This window comes from Streptomyces sp. NPDC050548, from assembly GCF_044457385.1.
Lineage (GTDB): Bacteria > Actinomycetota > Actinomycetes > Streptomycetales > Streptomycetaceae > Streptomyces.
Genome location: NZ_JBITGV010000003.1, coordinates 23,653 through 43,181, shown reverse-complemented (window position 1 = coordinate 43,181; position 19,529 = coordinate 23,653). Strand labels below are relative to the sequence as shown.

19 protein-coding genes are annotated in these 19,529 nt (G+C 69.1%); 5 read left to right on the top strand and 14 right to left on the bottom strand.

From position 1 onward, the window contains the following. Window positions 1-64 precede the first annotated feature (64 nt). Both ACIBJH_RS10280 and ACIBJH_RS10275 read right to left on the bottom strand, forming a co-directional pair. Window positions 65-544, bottom strand: coding sequence for a GNAT family N-acetyltransferase (locus ACIBJH_RS10280; protein ID WP_399116428.1), 480 nt, complete (start codon window positions 542-544; stop codon window positions 65-67). A gap of 19 nt (window positions 545-563) precedes the next feature. Beyond that, window positions 564-1,181, bottom strand: a complete 618-nt coding sequence (locus tag ACIBJH_RS10275) for a TetR/AcrR family transcriptional regulator (protein WP_399116427.1) — start codon at window positions 1,179-1,181, stop codon at window positions 564-566. 144 nt (window positions 1,182-1,325) lie between these two features. Between ACIBJH_RS10275 and ACIBJH_RS10270 the strand changes: the two genes are divergently transcribed. Beyond that, complete coding sequence (locus ACIBJH_RS10270) at window positions 1,326-1,877, top strand: cysteine hydrolase family protein (RefSeq protein ID WP_399116426.1); 552 nt, start codon at window positions 1,326-1,328, stop codon at window positions 1,875-1,877. Window positions 1,878-1,991: 114 nt separating this feature from the next. Next, complete coding sequence (locus tag ACIBJH_RS10265) at window positions 1,992-2,831, top strand: hypothetical protein (RefSeq protein WP_399116425.1); 840 nt, start codon at window positions 1,992-1,994, stop codon at window positions 2,829-2,831. Window positions 2,832-2,844: 13 nt separating this feature from the next. Here ACIBJH_RS10265 and ACIBJH_RS10260 read toward each other — a convergent pair whose 3' ends face one another. After that, window positions 2,845-3,981 carry a glycosyltransferase gene (locus ACIBJH_RS10260; RefSeq protein ID WP_399116424.1) on the bottom strand — a complete coding sequence of 379 codons (1,137 nt, stop codon included), beginning with the start codon at window positions 3,979-3,981 and terminating at the stop codon, window positions 2,845-2,847. Between the two features lie 301 nt (window positions 3,982-4,282). Between ACIBJH_RS10260 and ACIBJH_RS10255 the strand changes: the two genes are divergently transcribed. After that, on the top strand, window positions 4,283-5,116 hold the full coding sequence (locus ACIBJH_RS10255) for a hypothetical protein (RefSeq protein ID WP_399116423.1): 834 nt from the start codon (window positions 4,283-4,285) through the stop codon (window positions 5,114-5,116). 89 nt (window positions 5,117-5,205) lie between these two features. On the opposite strand, the gene ACIBJH_RS10250 is transcribed toward ACIBJH_RS10255, so the two are convergent. Continuing rightward, the gene (locus ACIBJH_RS10250; protein WP_399116422.1) at window positions 5,206-5,688 is read right to left on the bottom strand and encodes a MarR family winged helix-turn-helix transcriptional regulator; all 483 of its coding nucleotides are present in this window, start codon (window positions 5,686-5,688) and stop codon (window positions 5,206-5,208) included. A 108-nt stretch (window positions 5,689-5,796) separates the two neighbouring features. Here ACIBJH_RS10250 and ACIBJH_RS10245 point away from each other — a divergent pair, with 108 nt between their 5' ends. Beyond that, window positions 5,797-6,180 carry a hypothetical protein gene (locus ACIBJH_RS10245; RefSeq protein WP_399116421.1) on the top strand — a complete coding sequence of 128 codons (384 nt, stop codon included), beginning with the start codon at window positions 5,797-5,799 and terminating at the stop codon, window positions 6,178-6,180. Window positions 6,181-6,395: 215 nt separating this feature from the next. After that, a complete protein-coding gene (locus ACIBJH_RS10240) occupies window positions 6,396-6,752 on the top strand; it encodes a hypothetical protein (RefSeq protein WP_399116420.1) in 357 nt (118 codons plus the stop codon). Here the strand turns inward: ACIBJH_RS10240 and ACIBJH_RS10235 are convergent. From ACIBJH_RS10235 to ACIBJH_RS10190, 10 genes are all read right to left on the bottom strand, one after another. After that, window positions 6,742-8,688: a TIGR03960 family B12-binding radical SAM protein gene (locus tag ACIBJH_RS10235; protein WP_399116419.1), complete on the bottom strand. Its 1,947-nt coding sequence runs from the start codon at window positions 8,686-8,688 to the stop codon at window positions 6,742-6,744. The two genes, ACIBJH_RS10240 and ACIBJH_RS10235, sit on opposite strands and share 11 nt — an antisense overlap. 80 nt (window positions 8,689-8,768) lie before the next feature. After that, window positions 8,769-10,280 (bottom strand): CHAD domain-containing protein, encoded by a 1,512-nt coding sequence (locus tag ACIBJH_RS10230; RefSeq protein ID WP_399116418.1) that lies wholly within the window; start codon window positions 10,278-10,280, stop codon window positions 8,769-8,771. Between the two features lie 106 nt (window positions 10,281-10,386). Then, entirely contained in the window at window positions 10,387-11,583 is a 1,197-nt protein-coding gene (gene rodA, locus ACIBJH_RS10225) for a rod shape-determining protein RodA (RefSeq protein ID WP_399116417.1), read from the bottom strand. Beyond that, window positions 11,580-13,841: a penicillin-binding protein 2 gene (gene mrdA, locus ACIBJH_RS10220; protein WP_399116416.1), complete on the bottom strand. Its 2,262-nt coding sequence runs from the start codon at window positions 13,839-13,841 to the stop codon at window positions 11,580-11,582. Before mrdA ends, rodA begins: the two co-directional genes overlap by 4 nt. Before the next feature lie 94 nt (window positions 13,842-13,935). Continuing rightward, window positions 13,936-14,604 carry a rod shape-determining protein MreD gene (gene mreD / locus ACIBJH_RS10215; protein ID WP_399116415.1) on the bottom strand — a complete coding sequence of 223 codons (669 nt, stop codon included), beginning with the start codon at window positions 14,602-14,604 and terminating at the stop codon, window positions 13,936-13,938. Window positions 14,605-14,616: 12 nt separating this feature from the next. Continuing rightward, entirely contained in the window at window positions 14,617-15,558 is a 942-nt protein-coding gene (gene mreC, locus ACIBJH_RS10210) for a rod shape-determining protein MreC (protein WP_399116414.1), read from the bottom strand. Window positions 15,559-15,735: 177 nt separating this feature from the next. Next, window positions 15,736-16,755 (bottom strand): rod shape-determining protein, encoded by a 1,020-nt coding sequence (locus tag ACIBJH_RS10205; protein WP_019065566.1) that lies wholly within the window; start codon window positions 16,753-16,755, stop codon window positions 15,736-15,738. Window positions 16,756-17,031: 276 nt separating this feature from the next. After that, window positions 17,032-17,445 (bottom strand): nucleoside-diphosphate kinase, encoded by a 414-nt coding sequence (ndk, locus tag ACIBJH_RS10200; protein WP_399116413.1) that lies wholly within the window; start codon window positions 17,443-17,445, stop codon window positions 17,032-17,034. Window positions 17,446-17,570: 125 nt separating this feature from the next. Next, window positions 17,571-17,933 carry a DUF4233 domain-containing protein gene (locus ACIBJH_RS10195; protein WP_399116412.1) on the bottom strand — a complete coding sequence of 121 codons (363 nt, stop codon included), beginning with the start codon at window positions 17,931-17,933 and terminating at the stop codon, window positions 17,571-17,573. A 5-nt stretch (window positions 17,934-17,938) separates the two neighbouring features. Further along, on the bottom strand, window positions 17,939-19,426 hold the full coding sequence (locus ACIBJH_RS10190) for a bifunctional folylpolyglutamate synthase/dihydrofolate synthase (RefSeq protein WP_399116411.1): 1,488 nt from the start codon (window positions 19,424-19,426) through the stop codon (window positions 17,939-17,941). Window positions 19,427-19,529: the final 103 nt, after the last annotated feature.

Here is a 19,529-nt window from a genome sequence, read left to right as displayed (position 1 = left end):
GCCTCAACACCCCATACGGATGCGGTACGGCGCCCTCCTCATCGCCCCTCAACGCCTGCGCGGGTCACGGGTACGAGTCCGCCCTGGAGACATGGGTGTGCAGCAGCCGGGGCGAGGAGGCGAAGCCGCGTCGGGCGTACGCCGGGATCGCCCGGGGAGAGGAGTGGACGGTGACGCGTTCGAGGCCGAGTTCACGGGCACGGCTCAACACCGTCTCCACGAGCCGCCCACCGACACCGCTGTCCCGTTCGCCGGGGATCACGTACACGCACTGCAGATCACCGGAGGCCCGGCGCAGGACGTGCGGACTCGGTACCCGCTGGACCACGGCCAGCCAGGCCATCCCGATGACCGCACCGTCCCGTACGACCACCATGCACCGATGCGAACCGGCGTTCTCCTCAGCCCAGTCGACGAAGTGGCGCACGAACTCCTCGCGGGTGGTGACGGGTTGGCCTCCGCCCTCCAGAATCCACTGCCACCGCAGCCCTGCGACGGCGTCCAGCTCGGCGGGTTCGGCAGGGCGGATCCTGAAGTCGTCCACCCGTGCATTGTGCGGCAGTTCAGCGGCCGTCGGCAGGGGGCGTCAACAGCGCGTCGACGATCTCCCGCAGGGGCGCGGCCAGTTGACCGGCGGTCGCGTCACGCAGGGGCCGCAGACCTACGGCGGACCGTACGACGGCGACGCCGACGCCCAGCGCGACCAGGAGCTGCGCCCGCAGCAGCCGTTCGTCGTCGTCCTCCCCCGCCGGTCCCCCGCCGGACGCCGCGAGGATCTGGCGGCCGAACTCGTCGAGGGCCTTGCGGCGCAGCGCGTCCACGCGTTCGTCGCCGGAGCCGCGCAGCAGCATCAGCACGGGGTGTTCGCCGAACTCCGGCCAGGCACCGGCGGAGAGTTGGTGACTGAGTGCCTCGGCGAGAGCTTCCCGGTCCTGCGGGAAGTGCTCGTCCCGCCCCAGAAACCGCGGAGTCGACGCCAGGGCCGCCTTGAACAGCCCTTCCTTCGAGTCGAAGTACCGCTTGATGAGCGCCAGGTTGACCCCGACGTCGGCGGCCACGTCCCGCAGTGTCGTGCGGTCGTACCCGAGTCGGGTGAACCGGCTGCTCGCGGCCTCCAGGAGCGCCTGCCGGGTCGCCGCCGCGTCCCGCCGCCGGGGTCCGTCGGCCTCACTCGTCTCCACCGGCAGCCTCCTCGACAGGTCAAGTAATCACTCGTTGACATGACTACAGGGCATGGTTACGTTAAGCAAGTAATCACGTGATGACTTAGCCCGCCCTGTTCAGGCGTGCCTCCTCGTCCTGCCTTCCCGTCCGAAAGGACAACGGTGTCCAAGCAAGCCCTCCTCGTCATGGACGTCCAGCGCGTCATCGTCGACCGCTACCCCGACCCGGCCTATCTGCCGCGCCTGCGCAAGGCGATCGACACGGCCCGCGCGGACGGCGTCCCCGTGATCTACGTGACCGTCGGATTCCGCCCCGGCGCCCCGGAGGTCAGCGCCCGCAACAAGATGTTCGGCAGGCTCGCGGGCGTCCAGCTGCCGGCCGCCGCCGCCCAGGCCAACGAGATCCACCCGGACGTGGCCCCCGAACCCGGCGACATCCTCGTCACCAAGCGCCGCGTCAGCGCGTTCGCCGGCAGCGACCTCGACATGGTGCTGCGGGCGAACGACATCGACCACCTGGTCCTGACGGGCATCGCCACCAGCGGTGTCGTCCTGTCGACGCTCCGCCAGGCGTCCGATCTGGACTTCACGCTCACCGTCCTGTCCGACGGCTGCCTCGACAACGACCCCGAGGTGCACCGGGTCCTCACGGAGAAGGTGTTCCCGATGCAGGCGGACGTCACGACGGTGGCCGAGTGGGGCGCCGCGCACTGAACTCCCTATATTGATCCCCTACTTGATGCCGGTGCTCGATGCGCCGGAGTCAACGTCCGTGCGATCCGGGGGGATTGAGCGCTCGTGCGACCAGACAGAACACTCGGGGCGGCAGTGGCCGCCGCCCTTTGCGCCGTAGCCGTACTGTTGCTCGGCGGCTGCGGGACGCGGGTGGCCGGTGCCGCGGACAGCACGGGCGACCCGGCGCCGACCGGGTCGCTGCCCTGGACCCTGTCGCAGCCCTTCAAGGTCACCGCGGCCCAACTCGCCGCCGACCGGCGGACGTTGACCCTGACCGCCCAGGTGCCCGACGGCAAGAAACCGTGCGTACGAGCGCTCAAGGCCGCACTCACCGCCACCTCGCAGCAGAACATGTGGGTCCAGATCACCTTCACCTCACCGTCCGGGGACAAGCGCTCCGGCTGCACCGGGGAACGTACGGTCTCGACTCACATACGACTGCCCGAATCCCTGGGCAGCCGACAGCTGATCGTCGACAACGACACCCAGTTCACCGCCGACGGCGCCAAGTCGCCCGCACTGCGGCTGTGCGGGGAACTCGGCTGTCACCCGGCGCCCACCGGCTGCACCGTCCGCTCCTACGAGCAGGCGATGATCGCGGCCGACGCTCCCGAGCACAGCTACCGCGACGCGGAACACTGCGACGGCAAGTGGCTGGTCATCGACTTCTCCTGGCGTACGGGCCCGGTCTGCGGCGACACGACCGCGACCCCCTCCGGCTGCACGTCCCATCTGGGCGACCGCGTGTTCTTCCGCGCCGAGCCCGCAGGCTGGAAGACGATCACGGCGAGCTCGGCCGGAGGCTGCAAGGTGGTACAACGCGTGGAGCCCAAGTTCCCCACGGCGCTGTGCGCGACCCTGGCCCCGCTCTCCGCTTCACTGCACCCGAGCTACCCGCCGCAGTCACCTTCCGCGACCGCGACCACCCCGTAGAAGTAGCGGGTGCCTATTTCTTCCTCCCCTTGGCCGCCTTGCCGGCCCGGGAGACCTTCGGCCTGCGTGCGGGGATCGCGGCGAGGTGCGGGACGGAGAACTCCCGGTTGGCCAGGGTCTGTTGACGGACGGAGGCGGGCAGGTCCGGCAGGGACAGGAGTCTGTCGCACGCCTCGACGGAGGCCGCGAACTCGCCCACCCAGTAGGCGGTGATCGAGAACTCGAAGAGGAGCCCCCATCGGTACACCCAGGGCTGGGTGAAGAGCAGATCGTCCGGTTCCGGCCTGCCGACGACATCGACGAGCAGGGCGTACGCGGTGCGGTGGCGGCCCGCGAGGCGCAGGCGGGACGCCAACTCGTAGCAGGCTTCCAGCCGTTGGGGGCGTCCGTCCCACGCCCGGGAGAACGCGTCCATCGCCCCCGGCCAGTCGTCGGTCCGCTCCGCCCTGAGGAGTCCGGCCTCCAGGAGCGAGCAGTAGACCTCCTCGCCCCAGCCGCCCATCCCGGCGCGACGCTCGTAGAGGGCGATCGCCTCCTCCGCGTGCCCGAGGTCGCGTTCGGTGTTGGCCAGATAGAAGACGGTGCGCGGGTTGTCGGGGTCGCGGTCCAGCTCGCGCCGCAGCAGGCGCGCGTCCCGCTCGAACTTGTCGCTGCGGCACCCGCCGTCGGCCCGGTCCTCGATGACGAGGGCGCTCAGGTTCTCTTGGTCATCGGGCTCGTCGGTGCACGGGTACTCGTGCGTAACCCCCTCGTAGCGCCACAGCCAGTCGCCCCGCATCAGATGCTTGAACCGGTGCTGGGTGCCGGGGCCGTCGTAACGCAGCATGTACGAACCCGCGGTCAGCCGGGGCAGCGGGGCGTCCTGCCGCAGGACGTGGTCGGCGTCGAGGGTGAGCAGATAGTCGGCCCTGCCGCGGGCGAGCCGGATGTTCCGGGTGCGGTTGTGCCCGAAGTCGACCCAGGGTTCCTCGTGGAGTTCGCCCGGAACACCGTCCAGCACCTTGCGGATCAGGTCCTGCGTGCCGTCCGTGGAGCCGGTGTCGGAGATCACCCAGTAGTCGATGAGAGGGCGAACGGCCTCCAGACAGCGCTCGATCACGAGCGACTCGTTCTTGACGATCATGCACAGGCAGAGGGTCTGCTGCTCCACGGCCTCACCCGTCCCGGACGCTGACGTCCCGTCGGAAACTCGCGCGCCACAGTGACACGCGCCCACTCCACGACCGTCCATCCACGCGGAGGACCGCGCCCGAGAGCCCCCGAACAGCGGCGGCTTGGCCCGGACGGATGATCGCAGGTAAAAAATGCCCCATCAGCACGCACCGATTAGTCCGATACGACGACAAATGGGCGCGTTCCGGGCGACTACAGGGGTCACCCCGGTTCGCCCGGGTCAAGCTCGCACTCGGATTCGGGAGATCACCCGAACCGGTCGAGCAAGGAGCATGTGGATGAGTCCTGAGTTCCGAACATCGCCGCTCGGGCCGCTGGCCCGGAACAGGTTCAGGAAGGCGGGCATGGTGGCCTCGCTCGCGCTGGCCCTGGCGGCCGGGGCGGCCAGTCCGGCCACCGCGGCGGCACGGAGCATGACCGAACAGGCCAGGGTGGCGGCCGGCAACGGCGGCGGCGACTGCAAGCCGCACCACCATCACAAGTCCGAGGCCACCGAGGCCGGCGGCAAGGGCCACTGCAAGGGCCCGACCGGCCCGACCGGCCCCGCCGGCCCGAAGGGCGACAAGGGCGACCAAGGACCCGCCGGACCGGTCGGACCCCAAGGACCCGCAGGACCCGCCGGAGGTCCCGCAGGACCTGTCGGACCCCAAGGACCCGCAGGACCTGCCGGCCCGAAGGGCGACAAGGGCGACAAGGGCGACCAAGGACCCGCCGGGCCTCAGGGTGCCACCGGCCCCTGCGTCGAGATCGACGGGTTCCAGGACCAGCAGGTCTACGAGGTCCGCGGAGCGGTGAGCGGGAACAACACCTACGCGGGCATCCGCGACGTCCGCCCCAACAGGAACCACACCATGCGGTGGACCGACCTCAGCAACCTGGCGGGATATCCGAAGACCGCCGCGACCGGCACCGCCTGCGGCGTGTCCGTCAACGAGCACAGCCAGGGCACCCAGGATCTGGCAGGCATCAAGTTCGACGTCATCACGACCACCGGTCTGGTCTTCGAGACGATCTGCACAGAGAGCCACTCCACGAACACCTTGGCCAGCCTGAGCTGCCCCGGCCCGTGGAATCCGCTCAACTCACCCGAAGCGGGAAACAGCAACAACTGACCGTTCAGCACGCGCTGGGCCCGGCCGCGTCGAAGGATGCGGCCGGGCCAGCCGCGCTCACGGGCCCTCGCGGCAGCGCCTACCGCCCCTCAGCGCCCCCGCTCCTCCCCCACCGCCACCTCATAAGCCCGCAGGGTGTCCATAAAAAGCCGTCGCTCCGCCGGAGTCAGCGGACCCAGCACTCGGCGCCAGGCCGCCGCGCCCGGGGCGAGCCACGCGGCGATCGCGTCGTGCCGTTCGGCCGCGACGGCGACGATCCGGCGCCGCCGGTCGGACGGGTCCTCACGCCGGTCCAGGATGCCCTTCTCGCTCAGATCGCCGACCATCAGGCTGACCGTGGTGGGCGCCACCCCCAGTAGCGCGGCCAGCTCGTTGACGGTCATGGGCCCGTCGAACAACAGGCAGGACAGCAGGGAGAGATGGCGGGGCGCCAACGACTCCGCCTGCAGTCCCTCGGGCAGCGGAACGCGCTTCACCCGGCTCGCCATCCGCGGCATGAGCAACAACAGTTCACGCACCACGGCGTCCACGTCACCACCCGCCCCGGCCTCTTCTCGCGCGGATCCAGCCATCACGCACCCCTCAGCATTTACCTTTGACAGCAAAAATGCTTTGCTAACAAAGACACCCGTCGTCGATCCGCCCTCCACCCAGGCCCGGGCCCGAACGGAGATTCCACCATGCCCCACTTCACCGTGCACATCAGCGAGGCCGTACTGGACGGACGGGCCGAGGAGGGGTTGATCCAGGGACTCACGGAGGCGGTCGGCTCCGTCTACGGCGAACGGTTCAAGCACCTGGTCGCCGTGGACCTCATCGGCATCCCCCGACACCGGCGCGGCATCGGCGGAAAACCGACCGACCAAGCCGCCCCGAACATCACCTTGAGCCTGCGCGAGGCCGCCTACCGGCACCCCGGCGTGCCGGACGCACCGGCACGGCTCGTCTCCGCGATCACCGAAGCGGTCGTAGACGTACTCGGCGAACAGATCCGCCAGCAGGTGACGGTCGGCCTCACGGCCACGCCCGAAGGACGCTCCGGAGTCGGCGGGCGGGTCGCCTGACCCGGTCCCGCACAACCTTGCCCGTGGGGCCGATCTGGATGGACGTGTCCATCTGCGGACACAAACCGACGGAGCCACATCCATCACACATGTGCGGTGGATTCACACATGTGCGGTGGATATGGACCGAATGGCCCTGAGACTGCCGCAGTCGGCCCACTGCACAGGCCGACCGTCACCTCCTGCGACCCCCGGGATCGGCGCACGCTGGCAGCATGACCGGCAATCAGATACCCCCAGGCAACGGGTCATGGCACCCGAAAGGCTTCATGATCCTCACTCCGTCGCACATCGAAGTCACGGTCGGAGAAGAGTTCGCCTCGTCCGTGACCGTGTGGCCCGCCGGGCCGCAGCACATCGTGAGCGCCTCCGCACCCGCCGGATCGGACCTGCGGGTCGAGGTGAAAGGCCACAAGGTGACGGTCACCGGGCGTCTTGGGCGCGCGGGCGAGAAACACGCCGTCCAGGTGACCGTGCGGACCGGGCCGGACATCGCCCGCGACACCCTGACCATCGAGGCCGCCGACGTTCACCGGCCGGCGGCGGGGTCCGCCCCCTCCGCTACTTGTTGACCACGGTCAGCGGCAGCAGCTTCTTGCCGGTCGGACCCACCTGAATCTGGGTGTCCATGGCCGGACACACCCCACAGTCGAAGCAAGGCGTCCACCGGCAGTCCTCGACCTCTGTCTCGTCGAGGGCGTCCTGCCAGTCCTCCCAGAGCCAGTCCTTGTCGAGGCCCGAGTCGAGGTGGTCCCAGGGGAGGACCTCCTCGTAGGTCTTCTCGCGGGTGGTGTACCAGTCGACGTCCACGCCGAACGCCGGCAGCGTCTTCTCGGCGCAGCGCATCCAGCGCTCGTAGGAGAAGTGCTCGCGCCAGCCGTCGAAGCGGCCGCCGTCCTCGTAGACCGCGCGGATGACCGCGCCGATGCGTCGGTCGCCGCGGGAGAGGAGGCCCTCGACGATGCCGGGCTTGCCGTCGTGGTAGCGGAAGCCGATCGAGCGGCCGTACTTCTTGTCGCCGCGGATCTTGTCCCGGAGCTTCGTCAGGCGGGCGTCCGTCTCCTCCGCCGAGAGCTGCGGGGCCCACTGGAAGGGGGTGTGGGGCTTGGGGACGAAGCCGCCGATCGAGACCGTGCAGCGGATGTCGTTCTGGCCGGAGACCTTGCGGCCCTCGGCGATCACGTTCATCGCCATGTCCGCGATCTGGAGGACGTCCTCGTCGGTCTCGGTCGGGAGGCCGCACATGAAGTACAGCTTCACCTGGCGCCAGCCGTTGCCGTACGCCGTCGAGACCGTGCGGATGAGGTCCTCCTCCGAGACCATCTTGTTGATGACCTTGCGGAGGCGTTCCGAGCCGCCTTCGGGGGCGAAGGTGAGGCCCGAGCGGCGGCCGTTGCGCGTGAGTTCGTTGGCCAGGTCGACGTTGAAGGCGTCCACGCGGGTCGACGGGAGGGACAGGCCGATCTTGTCCTCCGTGTACCGGTCCGCCAGGCCCTTCGCGATGTCGCCGATCTCCGAGTGGTCCGCGGAGGACAGGGAGAGGAGGCCGACCTCCTCGAAGCCCGTCGCCTTCAGGCCCTTCTCGACCATCTCGCCGATGCCCGTGATCGAGCGTTCACGGACCGGGCGGGTGATCATGCCCGCCTGGCAGAAGCGGCAGCCGCGCGTGCAGCCACGGAAGATCTCCACCGACATCCGCTCATGGACCGTCTCCGCGAGGGGGACGAGAGGCTGCTTGGGATACGGCCATTCGTCCAGGTCCATCACCGTGTGCTTCGAAACCCGCCACGGGACACCGCTCTTGTTGGGGACCACGCGCGCGATGCGGGCGTCCGGCAGGTACTCGACGTCGTAGAACGCGGGGATGTAGACCGAGCCCGTCTTCGCCAGGCGGAAGAGGACTTCCTCGCGCCCGCCCGGGCGGCCCTCCGCCTTCCAGGTGCGGACGATCTTCGTCATGTCGAGGACGGCCTGTTCGCCGTCGCCGATGATCACCGCGTCGACGAAGTCGGCGATCGGCTCGGGGTTGAAGGCCGCGTGGCCGCCCGCCAGCACGATCGGGTCGTCCAGCGTGCGGTCCTTGGACTCCAGCGGGATGCCCGCCAGGTCCAGGGCCGTCAGCATGTTCGTGTAGCCGAGTTCGGTGGAGAAGGAGAGGCCGAACACGTCGAAAGCGCCGACCGGGCGGTGGCTGTCGACCGTGAACTGCGGGACGCGGTGCTCCCGCATCAGCGCCTCCAGGTCGGGCCACACGCTGTACGTGCGCTCGGCGAGGACGCCCTCCTGCTCGTTCAGGACCTCGTAGAGGATCATGACGCCCTGGTTGGGCAGGCCGACCTCGTACGCGTCCGGGTACATCAGCGCCCAGCGGACGTCGCACGACTCCCACGGCTTGACCGTGGAGTTGAGCTCGCCTCCGACGTACTGGATCGGCTTCTGCACATGCGGGAGCAGGGCTTCGAGCTGCGGAAACACGGACTCTGCGGCCGCAGCGACTTCGGCAGGCATCTCGCGAACCTTCGTGAGCGGTACTGAACGGACGGGTGACCATCCAGACTAACGCGAATCCGGGACGTCCCCCGTACGGCTCAGACCGGCACCCCGGTCCCGATCTCCTCCCACATCCCCGGCAACGCGGCCTCCACGGCCGCCGCCCGCTGCTCCTCCCGCCCGTACAGCACGCCGTACGTGAACGAGCTCTCCCCCGCCGCGTGCGCCACCGCGGACAGCTCGCGCAGGGTCTCGCGGACCATGACGCTGTCCTGGTGCTCGCCGAGCAGGCTGGTGAGGGACTTCATGGACTTGGCCAGCCCGCGGGCCGGGGCACCGAGCGCGGGGCTCGCCGCCTCCGCCGCGTACCGGGTGCGCTTGGCCTTCTTGCGGGCCTCGTGCAGCGCGAGGTCGCGGTCCGCGCCAGGCGGGGCCCCGATCGCCTCCTCGACGAGCGCCGAGACCTTCTCGAAGTCCTTGCGTACGGCCTTGCCGATCACCTTCTCCGGTGTGCCGGCCGCGTCCGGCAGCACGGGCGGTTCGGCCACCAGCGCGTCGAGGGTGTCGAGCAGCGCGAGATACCGCTTGGAGTCCAGGACGCCGATCAGCCGGCGGCGCGAACCGCCGCGCCGGGCGTTGGCCCAGGTCCGCATCCGGGTGCGGATCGGGCCGGAGACGAGCGCGCGGGGCAGTTCGGCGAGGACCGCCGTCAGCCGTTCGGTCATCACCTCACGGTCCCGGTCCACGCCCAACTCGCCTGCCAGCCACTTCAGTTCCTCGCCGACCGGGTCGGTGACCGTGCGGTCGAGGACCTTGCCGTACGAGCGGAGCGTGCTGCGCAGCCGGCGGGTGGCGACCCGCATGCGGTGCACGGAGTCGTAGGCGTCCTGCCGTACGGCGGGGTCGAGTTCGAGGATCGCGTCGCGCTGCTCACGGACGTAGGCGAGGACGTGGTCGCCGGCGGTCTGCGGCTCCCCGATCACCTGCGGCGCCTTGCGCTTCTTGGGCTTCTTGGGCGCGGTCTCCGCCAGCGCCCGCGCCAGCTTCGACGCGGACGACGACGGTCGTACGCCCGCCTTGCGCAACCGTTTCTCCACCTTGTCGAGGAAAGCCGGGTCGCCGTCGTCCGCCAGCTCGACCTCGATCTCGGTCCACTGCGCGGTGCCACCGCCGTCGGCGAGGCGTTCGGCGTGTACGGCGTCCACGCTGACCTCGGCGAGCAGCGTGCCGTCCGCGTCCACGAGGTGGCGTACGTCCCGGTCGGAGCGGAGCCGGACCACGGGCAGCAGCTCGGCCTCGCGGACCCGGGAGCGGACCAGGCCGGCGAGGGTGCGCGGCACGGTGTCGGAGAGCGGCTCGCGGATCTCGTCGCGGACCCCGGGCGCGACCGGCACCTTCAGGTGCCAGCCCGCGTCCGAACCGCCGGTGCGGCGGCGCAGCGTCATCGAGGCCTTGGCCAGGCGCTCGTCGGCCGTGTCGTAGTAGACGGCGTCCAGGTTCGCGACGCCCTTGTCGATGACGGCCCGGACACCGGCGACGCCGGTCAGGTCGGGCAGACCACTGTCGTCGGACTCGTACTTACGCTCGATCTCGCGCTTTGTGTCCGCCATGAACTGAATCTAGTTGCTGACGGGCCGGGATGGCAGGGGGCGTCCCAAATGAACCCCGGGGAAACCCGAGCGAACCCGCAGGTAGCGCCCACGCGAAGGCGGGGGGCTACGCGGACATGGGGCGCTGGACCCGGATCGACTGGAGCAGGCCCACCGCGATCCACACCGCGAACATCGATGTGCCGCCGTAGGACACGAAGGGCAGCGGCAGGCCGGTGACAGGCATGATGCCGAGGGTCATGCCGACGTTCTCGAAGGACTGGAAGGCGAACCAGGCGACGATTCCGGCGGCGACGATCGTGCCGTACAGCTCGGTCGAGTCGCGGGCGATGCGGCAGGCGCGCCACAGGACCACGCCCAGGAGGACGAGGATCAGGCCCGCGCCGACGAACCCCAGCTCCTCGCCCGCGACCGTGAAGACGAAGTCTGTTTGTTGTTCGGGGACGAATTGCCCGGTCGTCTGCGAGCCGTGGAAGAGGCCCGCGCCGGTGAGGCCGCCGGAGCCGATCGCGATGCGGGCCTGGTTGGTGTTGTAGCCGACGCCCGCCGGGTCGAGGCTCGGGTTGGCGAAGGCGGCGAAGCGGGCGATCTGGTACTCGTCCAGGATGTGCAGCTGCCACACCGCGATCGCGCCGATCGCGCCCGCGCCGAGCAGGCCGAAGATCCAGCGGTTGGAGGCACCGGAGGCCAGCAGCACACCGAGCACGATGATGACCATGACCATGACCGACCCGAGGTCGGGCATCAGCATGACGATCATCATCGGGACGGAGGCCAGGCCCAGGGCCTGGAGGACCGTGCGGTGGTCGGGGTAGGGCTTGTCGCCCGCGTCGACCCGTGCGGCCAGCACCATCGCCATGCCCAGGATGATCGTGATCTTCACGAACTCCGAGGGCTGGAGCGAGAAGCCGCCGCCGAGCACGATCCAGGAGTGCGCGCCGTTGACCGTGGAGCCGAGCGGGGTGAGCACCAGCAGGATGCCGAACACCGAGGCGCCGTAGAGGAACGGGACGACGACGCGCAGGGTGCGGTGGCCGACCCAGATGACGGCGATCATCAGGGCGATGCCGATGCCGGTGTTCATCAGGTGCCGGATCAGGAAGTAGTACTCGTCGCCCTGGTTGATCTCGGTGCGGTTGCGGGTCGCCGAGAAGACCAGCACCGAGCCGATCAGGGACAGGCCGATCGCGGACAGCAGTATCGGCCAGTCCAGCCGGCGGGCCAGCGAGTCACGGGCGAAGACCCGGGTCCAGCCGGCCCGCTCGGGGCCGTATCCGGAGACGGAGAAGCTGTTGCCGGTCATGTGAGCATCCTCCGGCTTCCCCTTCTGCGCGGGCGCCTGCGGGTGTTGCTGTTGGTGGAAGGTGAGGGCGAGGTGGCGGGCGGCTGGGTGTCGTCCGTGGCCGTGACCCCGCCCTGGGTCGCCTTCTCCTGCTGCTTCTCCAGCTCCTTGGCCGGGTCGGCGGTGATCTTCGGGGAGGCGATCGTGCCGTCGGCGCGGACCTTGGGGAGGCTGGTCTGCGGGGTGGGCAGCAGCGCCTTCTTCTTGTCGATGGAGCCGTCGGCCTGGACGCCGTACATCGCGTTGTAGATGTTGCGCACGGCCTCACCGGAGGCGCCCGAACCGGTACCGGCCTGGGCGATCGTCATGACGACCGTGTAGTCCTTGGAATACGTGGCGAGCCACGAGGTGGTCTGCTTGCCGTAGACCTCGGCGGTACCCGTCTTGGCGTGCAGCTCGATCTTGTCCTGCGGCCAGCCCTGGAACTTCCAGGCGGCGGTACCGCTGGTGACCACGCCCGCGAGCGCCTTGTCCATGCCCTTGAGGGTGGCCTTGCTGACCGGCAGCTTGGCCTTGACCTTGGGCTTGATCTCGGTGACGGTCTTGCCGTCGGCGCTGACGATCGCCTTGCCGATGGTCGGGACGTACTCGGTGCCGCCGTTGGCGAGGGCGCCGTAGATCATGGCCTCCTGGATCGGCGTGACGAGGGTGTCGCCCTGGCCGATGGAGTAGTTGATCGAGTCGCCCTCGCGCATCTTGTTGCCTTCGAGGCAGTTCTCGTAGGCGATCTTCTCGACGTACGTGCCGTCCTTCTTGCCGGTCTTGCACCAGTAGGCCTTGTTGGCCTCGTAGGTCTCCTGCTTCCACTTGCGGTCCGGGATGCGGCCGGTGACCTCGTTCGGGAGGTCGACGCCGGTGGTCTTGCCGAGGCCGAACTGGTGGGCCGCCTTGTAGAAGTAGTCCTTCGGCTGGCCCTTCTTCGGGTTGATGCCGCCGTCCTTCTTCCACTGGGCGTCGGCGAGACCGTAGAAGACGGTGTCGCAGGAGACCTCAAGGGCGCGGCCCAGCGAGATGGGGCCGAAGTTCTCGCCCTCGAAGTTCTTGAAGACCTGACCGCCCACCGAGTACGAACTCGTGCAGGGGTAGCCGCCGTCCCACTCGTAGCCGGCCTCGACCGCGGCGGCCGTGGAGACCACCTTGAACGTCGAACCGGGCGCCGACTGACCCTGTATGGCCCGATTCAGCAGCGGGTAGTCGGAGTTCTTGCCGGTGAGCTTCTTGTAGTCCTTGGCGGAGATGCCGCCGACCCAGACGTTCGGGTCGTACGTCGGCGCGGACGCCATGGCGACGATCCGGCCGGTCTTGGCCTCCATCACGACCACGGCGCCGGAGTCGGCCTTGTAGTTCTCGCCGGTGATCTTGTCGAACTGCTGGCGGGCACCCTTCATCGCCTTGTCGAGCTGGTACTCGGCGACCCGCTGCACGCGGGCGTCGATGCTCGTGACGAGGTTCGAACCGGGCTCCGGGGCATCGGACTTGGCCTTGCCGATCACGCGCCCGAGGTTGTCGACCTCGTAGCGGGTGACGCCCGCCTTGCCGCGCAGCTCCTTGTCGTACTGGCGCTCAAGACCCGAGCGGCCGACCTGGTCGGAGCGCAGATACGGCGAGTCGGAGTCCTTGGCCTGGGTGATCTCGTCGTCGGTGACCGGCGAGAGATAGCCGAGGACCTGGGCCGCGTTGGCGTCGCCGGGGGCCGCGTAACGGCGGACTGCCTCGGGCTCGGCGGTGATGCCGGGGAAGTCCTCGGCGCGCTCGCGGATCTGCAGGGCCTGCTTGGCGGTGGCCTCGTCGGTGATCGGGATCGGCTGGTACGGCGAGCCGTTCCAGCACGGCTGCGGGGTCTTCGCGTCGCACAGCCGGACCTTCTGGATGACGTCCTCGGGCTTCAGACCCAGCACGCCGGCCAGCTTGGTGAGGACGGCCTTGCCGTCGTCGGCCTGCTTCAGCAGGTCGGTGCGGGAGGCGGAGACCACGAGCCGGGTCTCGTTGTCCGCGAGGGGCACACCGCGCGCGTCCAGTATCGAACCGCGCACCGCGGGCTCGACGACCTGCTGCACATGGTTGCCGGACGCTTCCTTCTGGTACGCGGAGCCCTCCCGGATCTGCAGGTACCAGAGGCGCCCGCCGAGGGTGCCGAGGAGGGAGAGGACAAGGATCTGGATGACGACGAGCCTGATCTGAACCCGTGGAGTCCGTCCGGTCTCCGGGATGTTGGTCATTGGTGCTGCCTCCCCCTCTCGATGTGTGTATGAGTCATATACGACGGACCTGTGTGGCCGTACGCCAACTCCCGTGCCGCCAACTCCCGGGCCCTCAAAGCCGCTTGACCCCCTTGATACGTCCCGCCCGGGCCACCCGCGCGCGAGCCGTCTTCAGCTTCAGGCCACCGCGCTGGCCGCCGATCTTCAGGCCGGTGCCCGAGGAGAGCCAGCCCGAGGAGATGTCGGCCGACTTGGCGGCGTTCGTCTCCGCGAGCGGGTCGTTGTCGGCGCGGCGGGCCAGCGCCATGACGCCGGGGACGATGAACGGGGCGAGCAGCAGGTCGTACAGGGCGGCCGTGAACAGCAGGCTGGGCAGGCCGACATGGCGGGCGGCGGTGTCGCCGACGAGGGCGCCGACACCGGCGTAGAGGAGGGTGGAGCCGATCGCGGCGGCGACCACGACGGCCATCGGGCCGGTCGCCGACTTGAGGCGGCCGTTCTCCGGCTTCGCGAGGCCCGCGAGGTAGCCGATCACGCAGAGCACGAGCGCGTAGCGGCCGGCCGCGTGGTCGGCGGGCGGGGCGAGGTCGGCGAGGAGGCCGGCGCCGAAGCCGATGAGGGCGCCGGTGACATGGCCGTAGACCATGGCGAGGCCGAGGACCGTGAGGAGGAGCAGGTCGGGGACGGCGCCCGGGAGGTGGAGGCGGGCGAGGACGCTCACCTGGATCACCATGGCGACGACGACCAGCGGCACGGAGAGCAGGATCCGGTTGACACGCATGGGGAAGGGCTCCTACTGCTGTTGCTGGCCGTCGACCGGCGCGTTCGCGGACGGGGTGACCGTGACGGTCACCGTCGGGATCGGGGTCGGCTTGGGCTTCGCCGGCAGGACCGTGTCGCGCGGGTCCTTCTTCGGGGCCTCCACGACCACGCCGACGATGTCGAGCTTGGTGAAGTTGACGTACGGCGTGACGTAGAGCGTGCGGGTCAGGCCGCCGCCGGAGGGGTCGACGCGGGAGACGACACCGACCGGGACACCGGGCACGAACGGCTTGTCGGCCTGCGAGCCGAAGGTGACAAGCCGGTCGCCCTTCTTCACCTCCGCCTTGCCGTTGAGGAGTTCGACGCGCAGCGGGCCGTCGCCCTCGCCGGAGGCGAAGCCGAGTTCGTCGTTGCCCTCCATGCGGGTACCGACGGTGAAGTCGGGGTCGTTGGCGAGGAGCACGGTCGAGGCGTCCGGGCCGACGGTCGTGACGCGGCCGACCAGTCCGTCGCCGTTGAGGACGGTCATGTCGCGCTTGATGCCGTCGTTGGCGCCGACGTCGATGGTGATCGTCCAGGAGAAGCTCTGCGCGGCTCCTATGGCGATGACCTGGGCGCCCTTGATGCCGTACTGGCCCTCGCCGGCCACCTTCATCATCTTGTCGAGCTGGTTGAGGCGGCTGCGGTTGCGGTCGTCGCTGCCGAGCTTCGCCTTGAGGGCCGCGTTCTCCTTCTCCAGGAGCGCGAGCCGGTCGTGCCGCTCACCGGAGTCGCGGACCGCGGAGATCGCGTCGCCGACCGGGTTCACGGCGGACGACACGCCGTTCTCGATCGGGCCGAACACGGTGGCCGCGGCCCGGCGGGCACCCTCGACCGGCGAATCCTGCCCTCCCCGGATGTCCACCGTGATCAACGCGAACGCGACGGCGATCAGCAGCACCAGGAGCAGCCGGCTCTCTCGTGTGTCCCTCACGTGCGGCGGCCGTGCCTTCCTCATAGAAATGTGCAGAGGTTCAGGTATGCAGATGTGCAGGTGTGTACGAGGGCCCGTCAGATGTGAACGAAGGCCTATGACGGAGCCTATGCCTCCGTATCAACGATCCGCCGCACGAGAAGAGATCATCCCGTACGGCGGAATCGAAGCGTTACGTCATCTGCGCGGCTGGGCGTCCAGAACCTGCTGGAGCGCCTCGAACTCCTCGACGCATTTGCCGGAGCCGAGCGCCACGCTGTCCAGCGGGTCCTCGGCGATGTGGATCGGCATTCCGGTCTCCCGGCGCAGCCGCTCGTCGAGACCCTTCAGCAGGGCCCCACCGCCCGTCAGAACGATTCCGCGGTCCATGATGTCCCCGGACAGCTCCGGCGGGCACTTGTCGAGGGTCGTCTTCACCGCGTCGACGATCGCGTTGACGGGCTCTTCGATCGCCTTGCGGACTTCGCCGGCGGAGATGACCACGGTCTTGGGCAGACCGGAAACGAGGTCCCGGCCGCGGATTTCGGTGTGCTGGTCGTCGTCGAGGTCGTACGCGGAACCGATCGTGATCTTGATCTGCTCAGCCGTCCGCTCACCCAGAAGGAGCGAGTACTCCTTCTTGATGTGCTGGATGATCGCGTTGTCCAACTCGTCGCCCGCGACGCGGATGGACTGGGCGGTGACGATGCCACCGAGCGAGATGACCGCGACCTCCGTGGTGCCGCCGCCGATGTCCACCACCATGTTGCCCGTCGCCTCGTGGACCGGCAGGCCGGAACCGATGGCCGCGGCCATGGGCTCCTCGATGATGTGCACCTGACGCGCCCCGGCCTGGGACGACGCCTCGATGACGGCACGGCGCTCGACGCCCGTGATGCCCGAGGGCACACAGACGACGACACGGGGGCGGGCCAGATAGCGCCGCTTGTGGATCTTCAGGATGAAGTAGCGGAGCATGCGCTCGGTGATCTCGAAGTCGGCGATGACACCGTCCTTCAGCGGACGTACGGCAACGATGTTGCCGGGCGTGCGCCCGATCATCTTCTTGGCTTCGGAGCCGACCGCGAGAATGCCACCGGTGTTGGTGTTGATGGCGACGACGGACGGCTCGTTGAGTACGATCCCGCGACCCCTGACGTACACCAGCGTGTTGGCGGTCCCGAGGTCGACAGCCATGTCACGGCCGATGAACGACATTGAGTTCCCCATCAGGATTCGTCTGGCCTTCCCGGGAGCTTTTGAGGGCTTTTCAGGTCGGCGAAGTGGGTGCTGTGACGTGAAGGCTTCCATCGTAGACGCGCCATCACGAACACTGCGCGAGGGTCTTCGCCATTGTCAGCATGTGAGGCGCCGCCTCGCTTCTGGAGACGGCCCAACGGGGGCACTCGTTCCCCCGATCGGCACGCATATGCCAAGAGACGGCCGGAAAATCGCGGCCGTCCCTGGTCAGGCATGTGGGTTACTGATGGAGATTCAGGAACGCCCCGGGAAGAAGATCTTCACCTCGCGCTCGGCGGACTCCGCCGAGTCCGAGGCGTGGATCAGGTTCTCCCGCACGATCACACCGAAGTCCCCGCGGATCGAGCCCGGCGCGGCGGCGATCGGGTCGGTCGGACCGGCCAGCGCGCGCACGCCCTCGATCACCCGCTCGCCCTCGACGATCAGGGCCACGACCGGACCGGAGGCCATGAACTCCACCAGCGGCGCGTAGAAGGGCTTGCCCTTGTGCTCGCCGTAGTGCTGCTCCAGGGTGTCCTGGTCCAGGGTGCGCAGCTCCAGCGCGGTGATCTGCCAGCCGTCCTTGCGCTCGATGCGGCTGATGATCTCGCCGGTCAGGCCACGACGAACGGCGTCGGGCTTGAGCAGGACGAGGGTGCGCTGGGTCACGACGGGACTCCTTCTGATCATGATGGTGCGGGTCGGCTCATGGTCGTGTCACGGTCGTCTCACGACAAGGCCGAGGCTACAGGGCGTGTCCATGCGGCCATTACGCAGCGTCAGGTGTAGGGGAGTCATGCCGCGCCGGGAGCGGAGTCGGCCTGCGCGGCCTGCGCCGCGAACCGCGCCTTCGCCTCGTCGATCTTCCGGCCGTAGTGCACCGACGCCCACCACAGGGCCGCGAAGATCACCCCGAGGAAGAACATCGACGGCACCACGAAGCCCGCCGCGATCAGCGCGATCTGCAGCGCCCAGCCGAGCGCGATGCCGGCCGGCCGGGTCACCACGCCGCACAGCGCGACCGACAGGAACATCGCGATCCCGCACACCGTCCACACCGTGGACGTGGTCAGATCCGGGTCCTTCATGGCGACCAGACCGGCGAACCCGATCACGAAGAACTCGCCGAGCAACGTCGAGGAACAGAGCGTACGCACGAAAGTCAGCCCCTCCCGAGGAGCAGTCGGGCCTCACCTACGGTGATGACGGAACCGGTGACCAGCACACCGCCGCCCGCGAACTCGCCGTCCTCCTCGGCCAGCGTGATCGCCGCCTCCAGCGCGTCCGGCAGCCGCGGCTCGACCTGCACGCGCTCGTCGCCGAACACCTCGACGGCGATCGCGGCCAGCTCGTCCGCGTCCATCGCGCGATGACTGGAGTTCTGTGTGACGACGACCTCGGCGAACATCGGCTCGAAGGCTTCGAGCAGCCCGCGCACGTTCTTGTCGCCGCTGGCCCCCACCACCCCGATCAGCCGACTGAAGTCGAAGGCCTCGGCCACCGCCTCGGCGGTTGCGCGGGCGCCCGCCGGGTTGTGCGCCGCGTCCAGCACAACGGTCGGCGACCGTCTCACGACCTCCAGCCGCCCCGGCGAGGTGACGGACGCGAAGGCCTTGCGGACCGTGTCGATCGAGAGCGGATCGGGCCGCTGGGCGCCGACACCGAAGAACGCCTCTACGGCGGCGAGGGCGACGGCCGCGTTGTGCGCCTGGTACGGGCCGTGGAGGGGGAGGTAGATCTCCTCGTACTCTCCGCCGAGCCCGCGCAGGTTGATCAGCTGTCCGCCGACGGCGACGTTCCGGGACACGACCCCGAATTCGAGCCCTTCCCGGGCCACGGTCGCATCGACCTCGACGGCCTTCTTCAGCAGCACCTGCGCCGCGTCCACCGGCTGCTGCGCAAGGATCACGGTCGCGTCCTGCTTGACGATGCCGGCCTTCTCGGTGGCGATCTCACCGGTCGTCTCCCCGAGGCGGTCGGTGTGGTCGAGATCGATCGGGGTGACTACGGCGACATCCGCGTCGATGACGTTGGTGGCGTCCCAGGTGCCGCCCATCCCCACCTCCACGACGGCCACATCGACGGGCGCGTCCGCGAACGCGGCGTACGCCATCCCCGTCAGCACCTCGAAGAACGACAGCCTGAACTCCTGCTGCGCGTCCACCATTTCGACGTACGGCTTGATGTCGTCGTACGTCTCGATGAACCGCTCGGCGGAGATCGGGGCGCCGTCGAGGCTGATGCGCTCGGTGATCGACTGGACGTGGGGGGAGGTGTAGCGGCCGGTGCGGAGTTCGAAGGCGCCGAGGAGCGCCTCGATCATGCGGGCCGTGGAGGTCTTGCCGTTGGTCCCCGTGATGTGGATCGAGGGGTACGAGCGCTGGGGGTCCCCGAGGACGTCCATCAGCGCGGCGATACGGCTGACCGACGGCTCCAGCTTCGTCTCGCCCCAGCGGGTGGCGAGCTCTGCCTCCACCTCGCGGAGGGCGGCGTCCAGCTTGGGGTCTTCGGGGCGACCGGGTACGTCGGCCTGCGGCGCGCCGGTGCCCTGGGTGCGGAGGGTTCGGCTGCCGGCCTCGATGACCGCGAGGTCGGGGTCGCGGTCTGTCTCGGCCTCGATGATCTCGTCGAACGGGTCGCTGTCAGTCACAGGGCCAGTCTACGGAGGTCGGGGTGTTCTTTCGTCTGCGGGCCGGTGGGGGCTGGTCGCGCAGTTCCCCGCGCCCCTGGGTAAGCGAAGGCACCCGGAGCTA

Coding starts and splice junctions, on each gene's coding strand:
- ACIBJH_RS10255 (WP_399116423.1), top strand. CDS start 4,283: ATGAGTCCTGAGTTCCGAACATCGCCGCTCGGGCCGCTGGCCCGGAAC.
- ACIBJH_RS10250 (WP_399116422.1), bottom strand. CDS start 5,688: ATGGCTGGATCCGCGCGAGAAGAGGCCGGGGCGGGTGGTGACGTGGAC.
- ACIBJH_RS10245 (WP_399116421.1), top strand. CDS start 5,797: ATGCCCCACTTCACCGTGCACATCAGCGAGGCCGTACTGGACGGACGG.
- ACIBJH_RS10240 (WP_399116420.1), top strand. CDS start 6,396: ATGACCGGCAATCAGATACCCCCAGGCAACGGGTCATGGCACCCGAAA.
- ACIBJH_RS10235 (WP_399116419.1), bottom strand. CDS start 8,688: ATGCCTGCCGAAGTCGCTGCGGCCGCAGAGTCCGTGTTTCCGCAGCTC.
- ACIBJH_RS10230 (WP_399116418.1), bottom strand. CDS start 10,280: ATGGCGGACACAAAGCGCGAGATCGAGCGTAAGTACGAGTCCGACGAC.
- rodA (WP_399116417.1), bottom strand. CDS start 11,583: ATGACCGGCAACAGCTTCTCCGTCTCCGGATACGGCCCCGAGCGGGCC.
- mrdA (WP_399116416.1), bottom strand. CDS start 13,841: ATGACCAACATCCCGGAGACCGGACGGACTCCACGGGTTCAGATCAGG.
- mreD (WP_399116415.1), bottom strand. CDS start 14,604: ATGCGTGTCAACCGGATCCTGCTCTCCGTGCCGCTGGTCGTCGTCGCC.
- ACIBJH_RS10205 (WP_019065566.1), bottom strand. CDS start 16,755: ATGTCGTTCATCGGCCGTGACATGGCTGTCGACCTCGGGACCGCCAAC.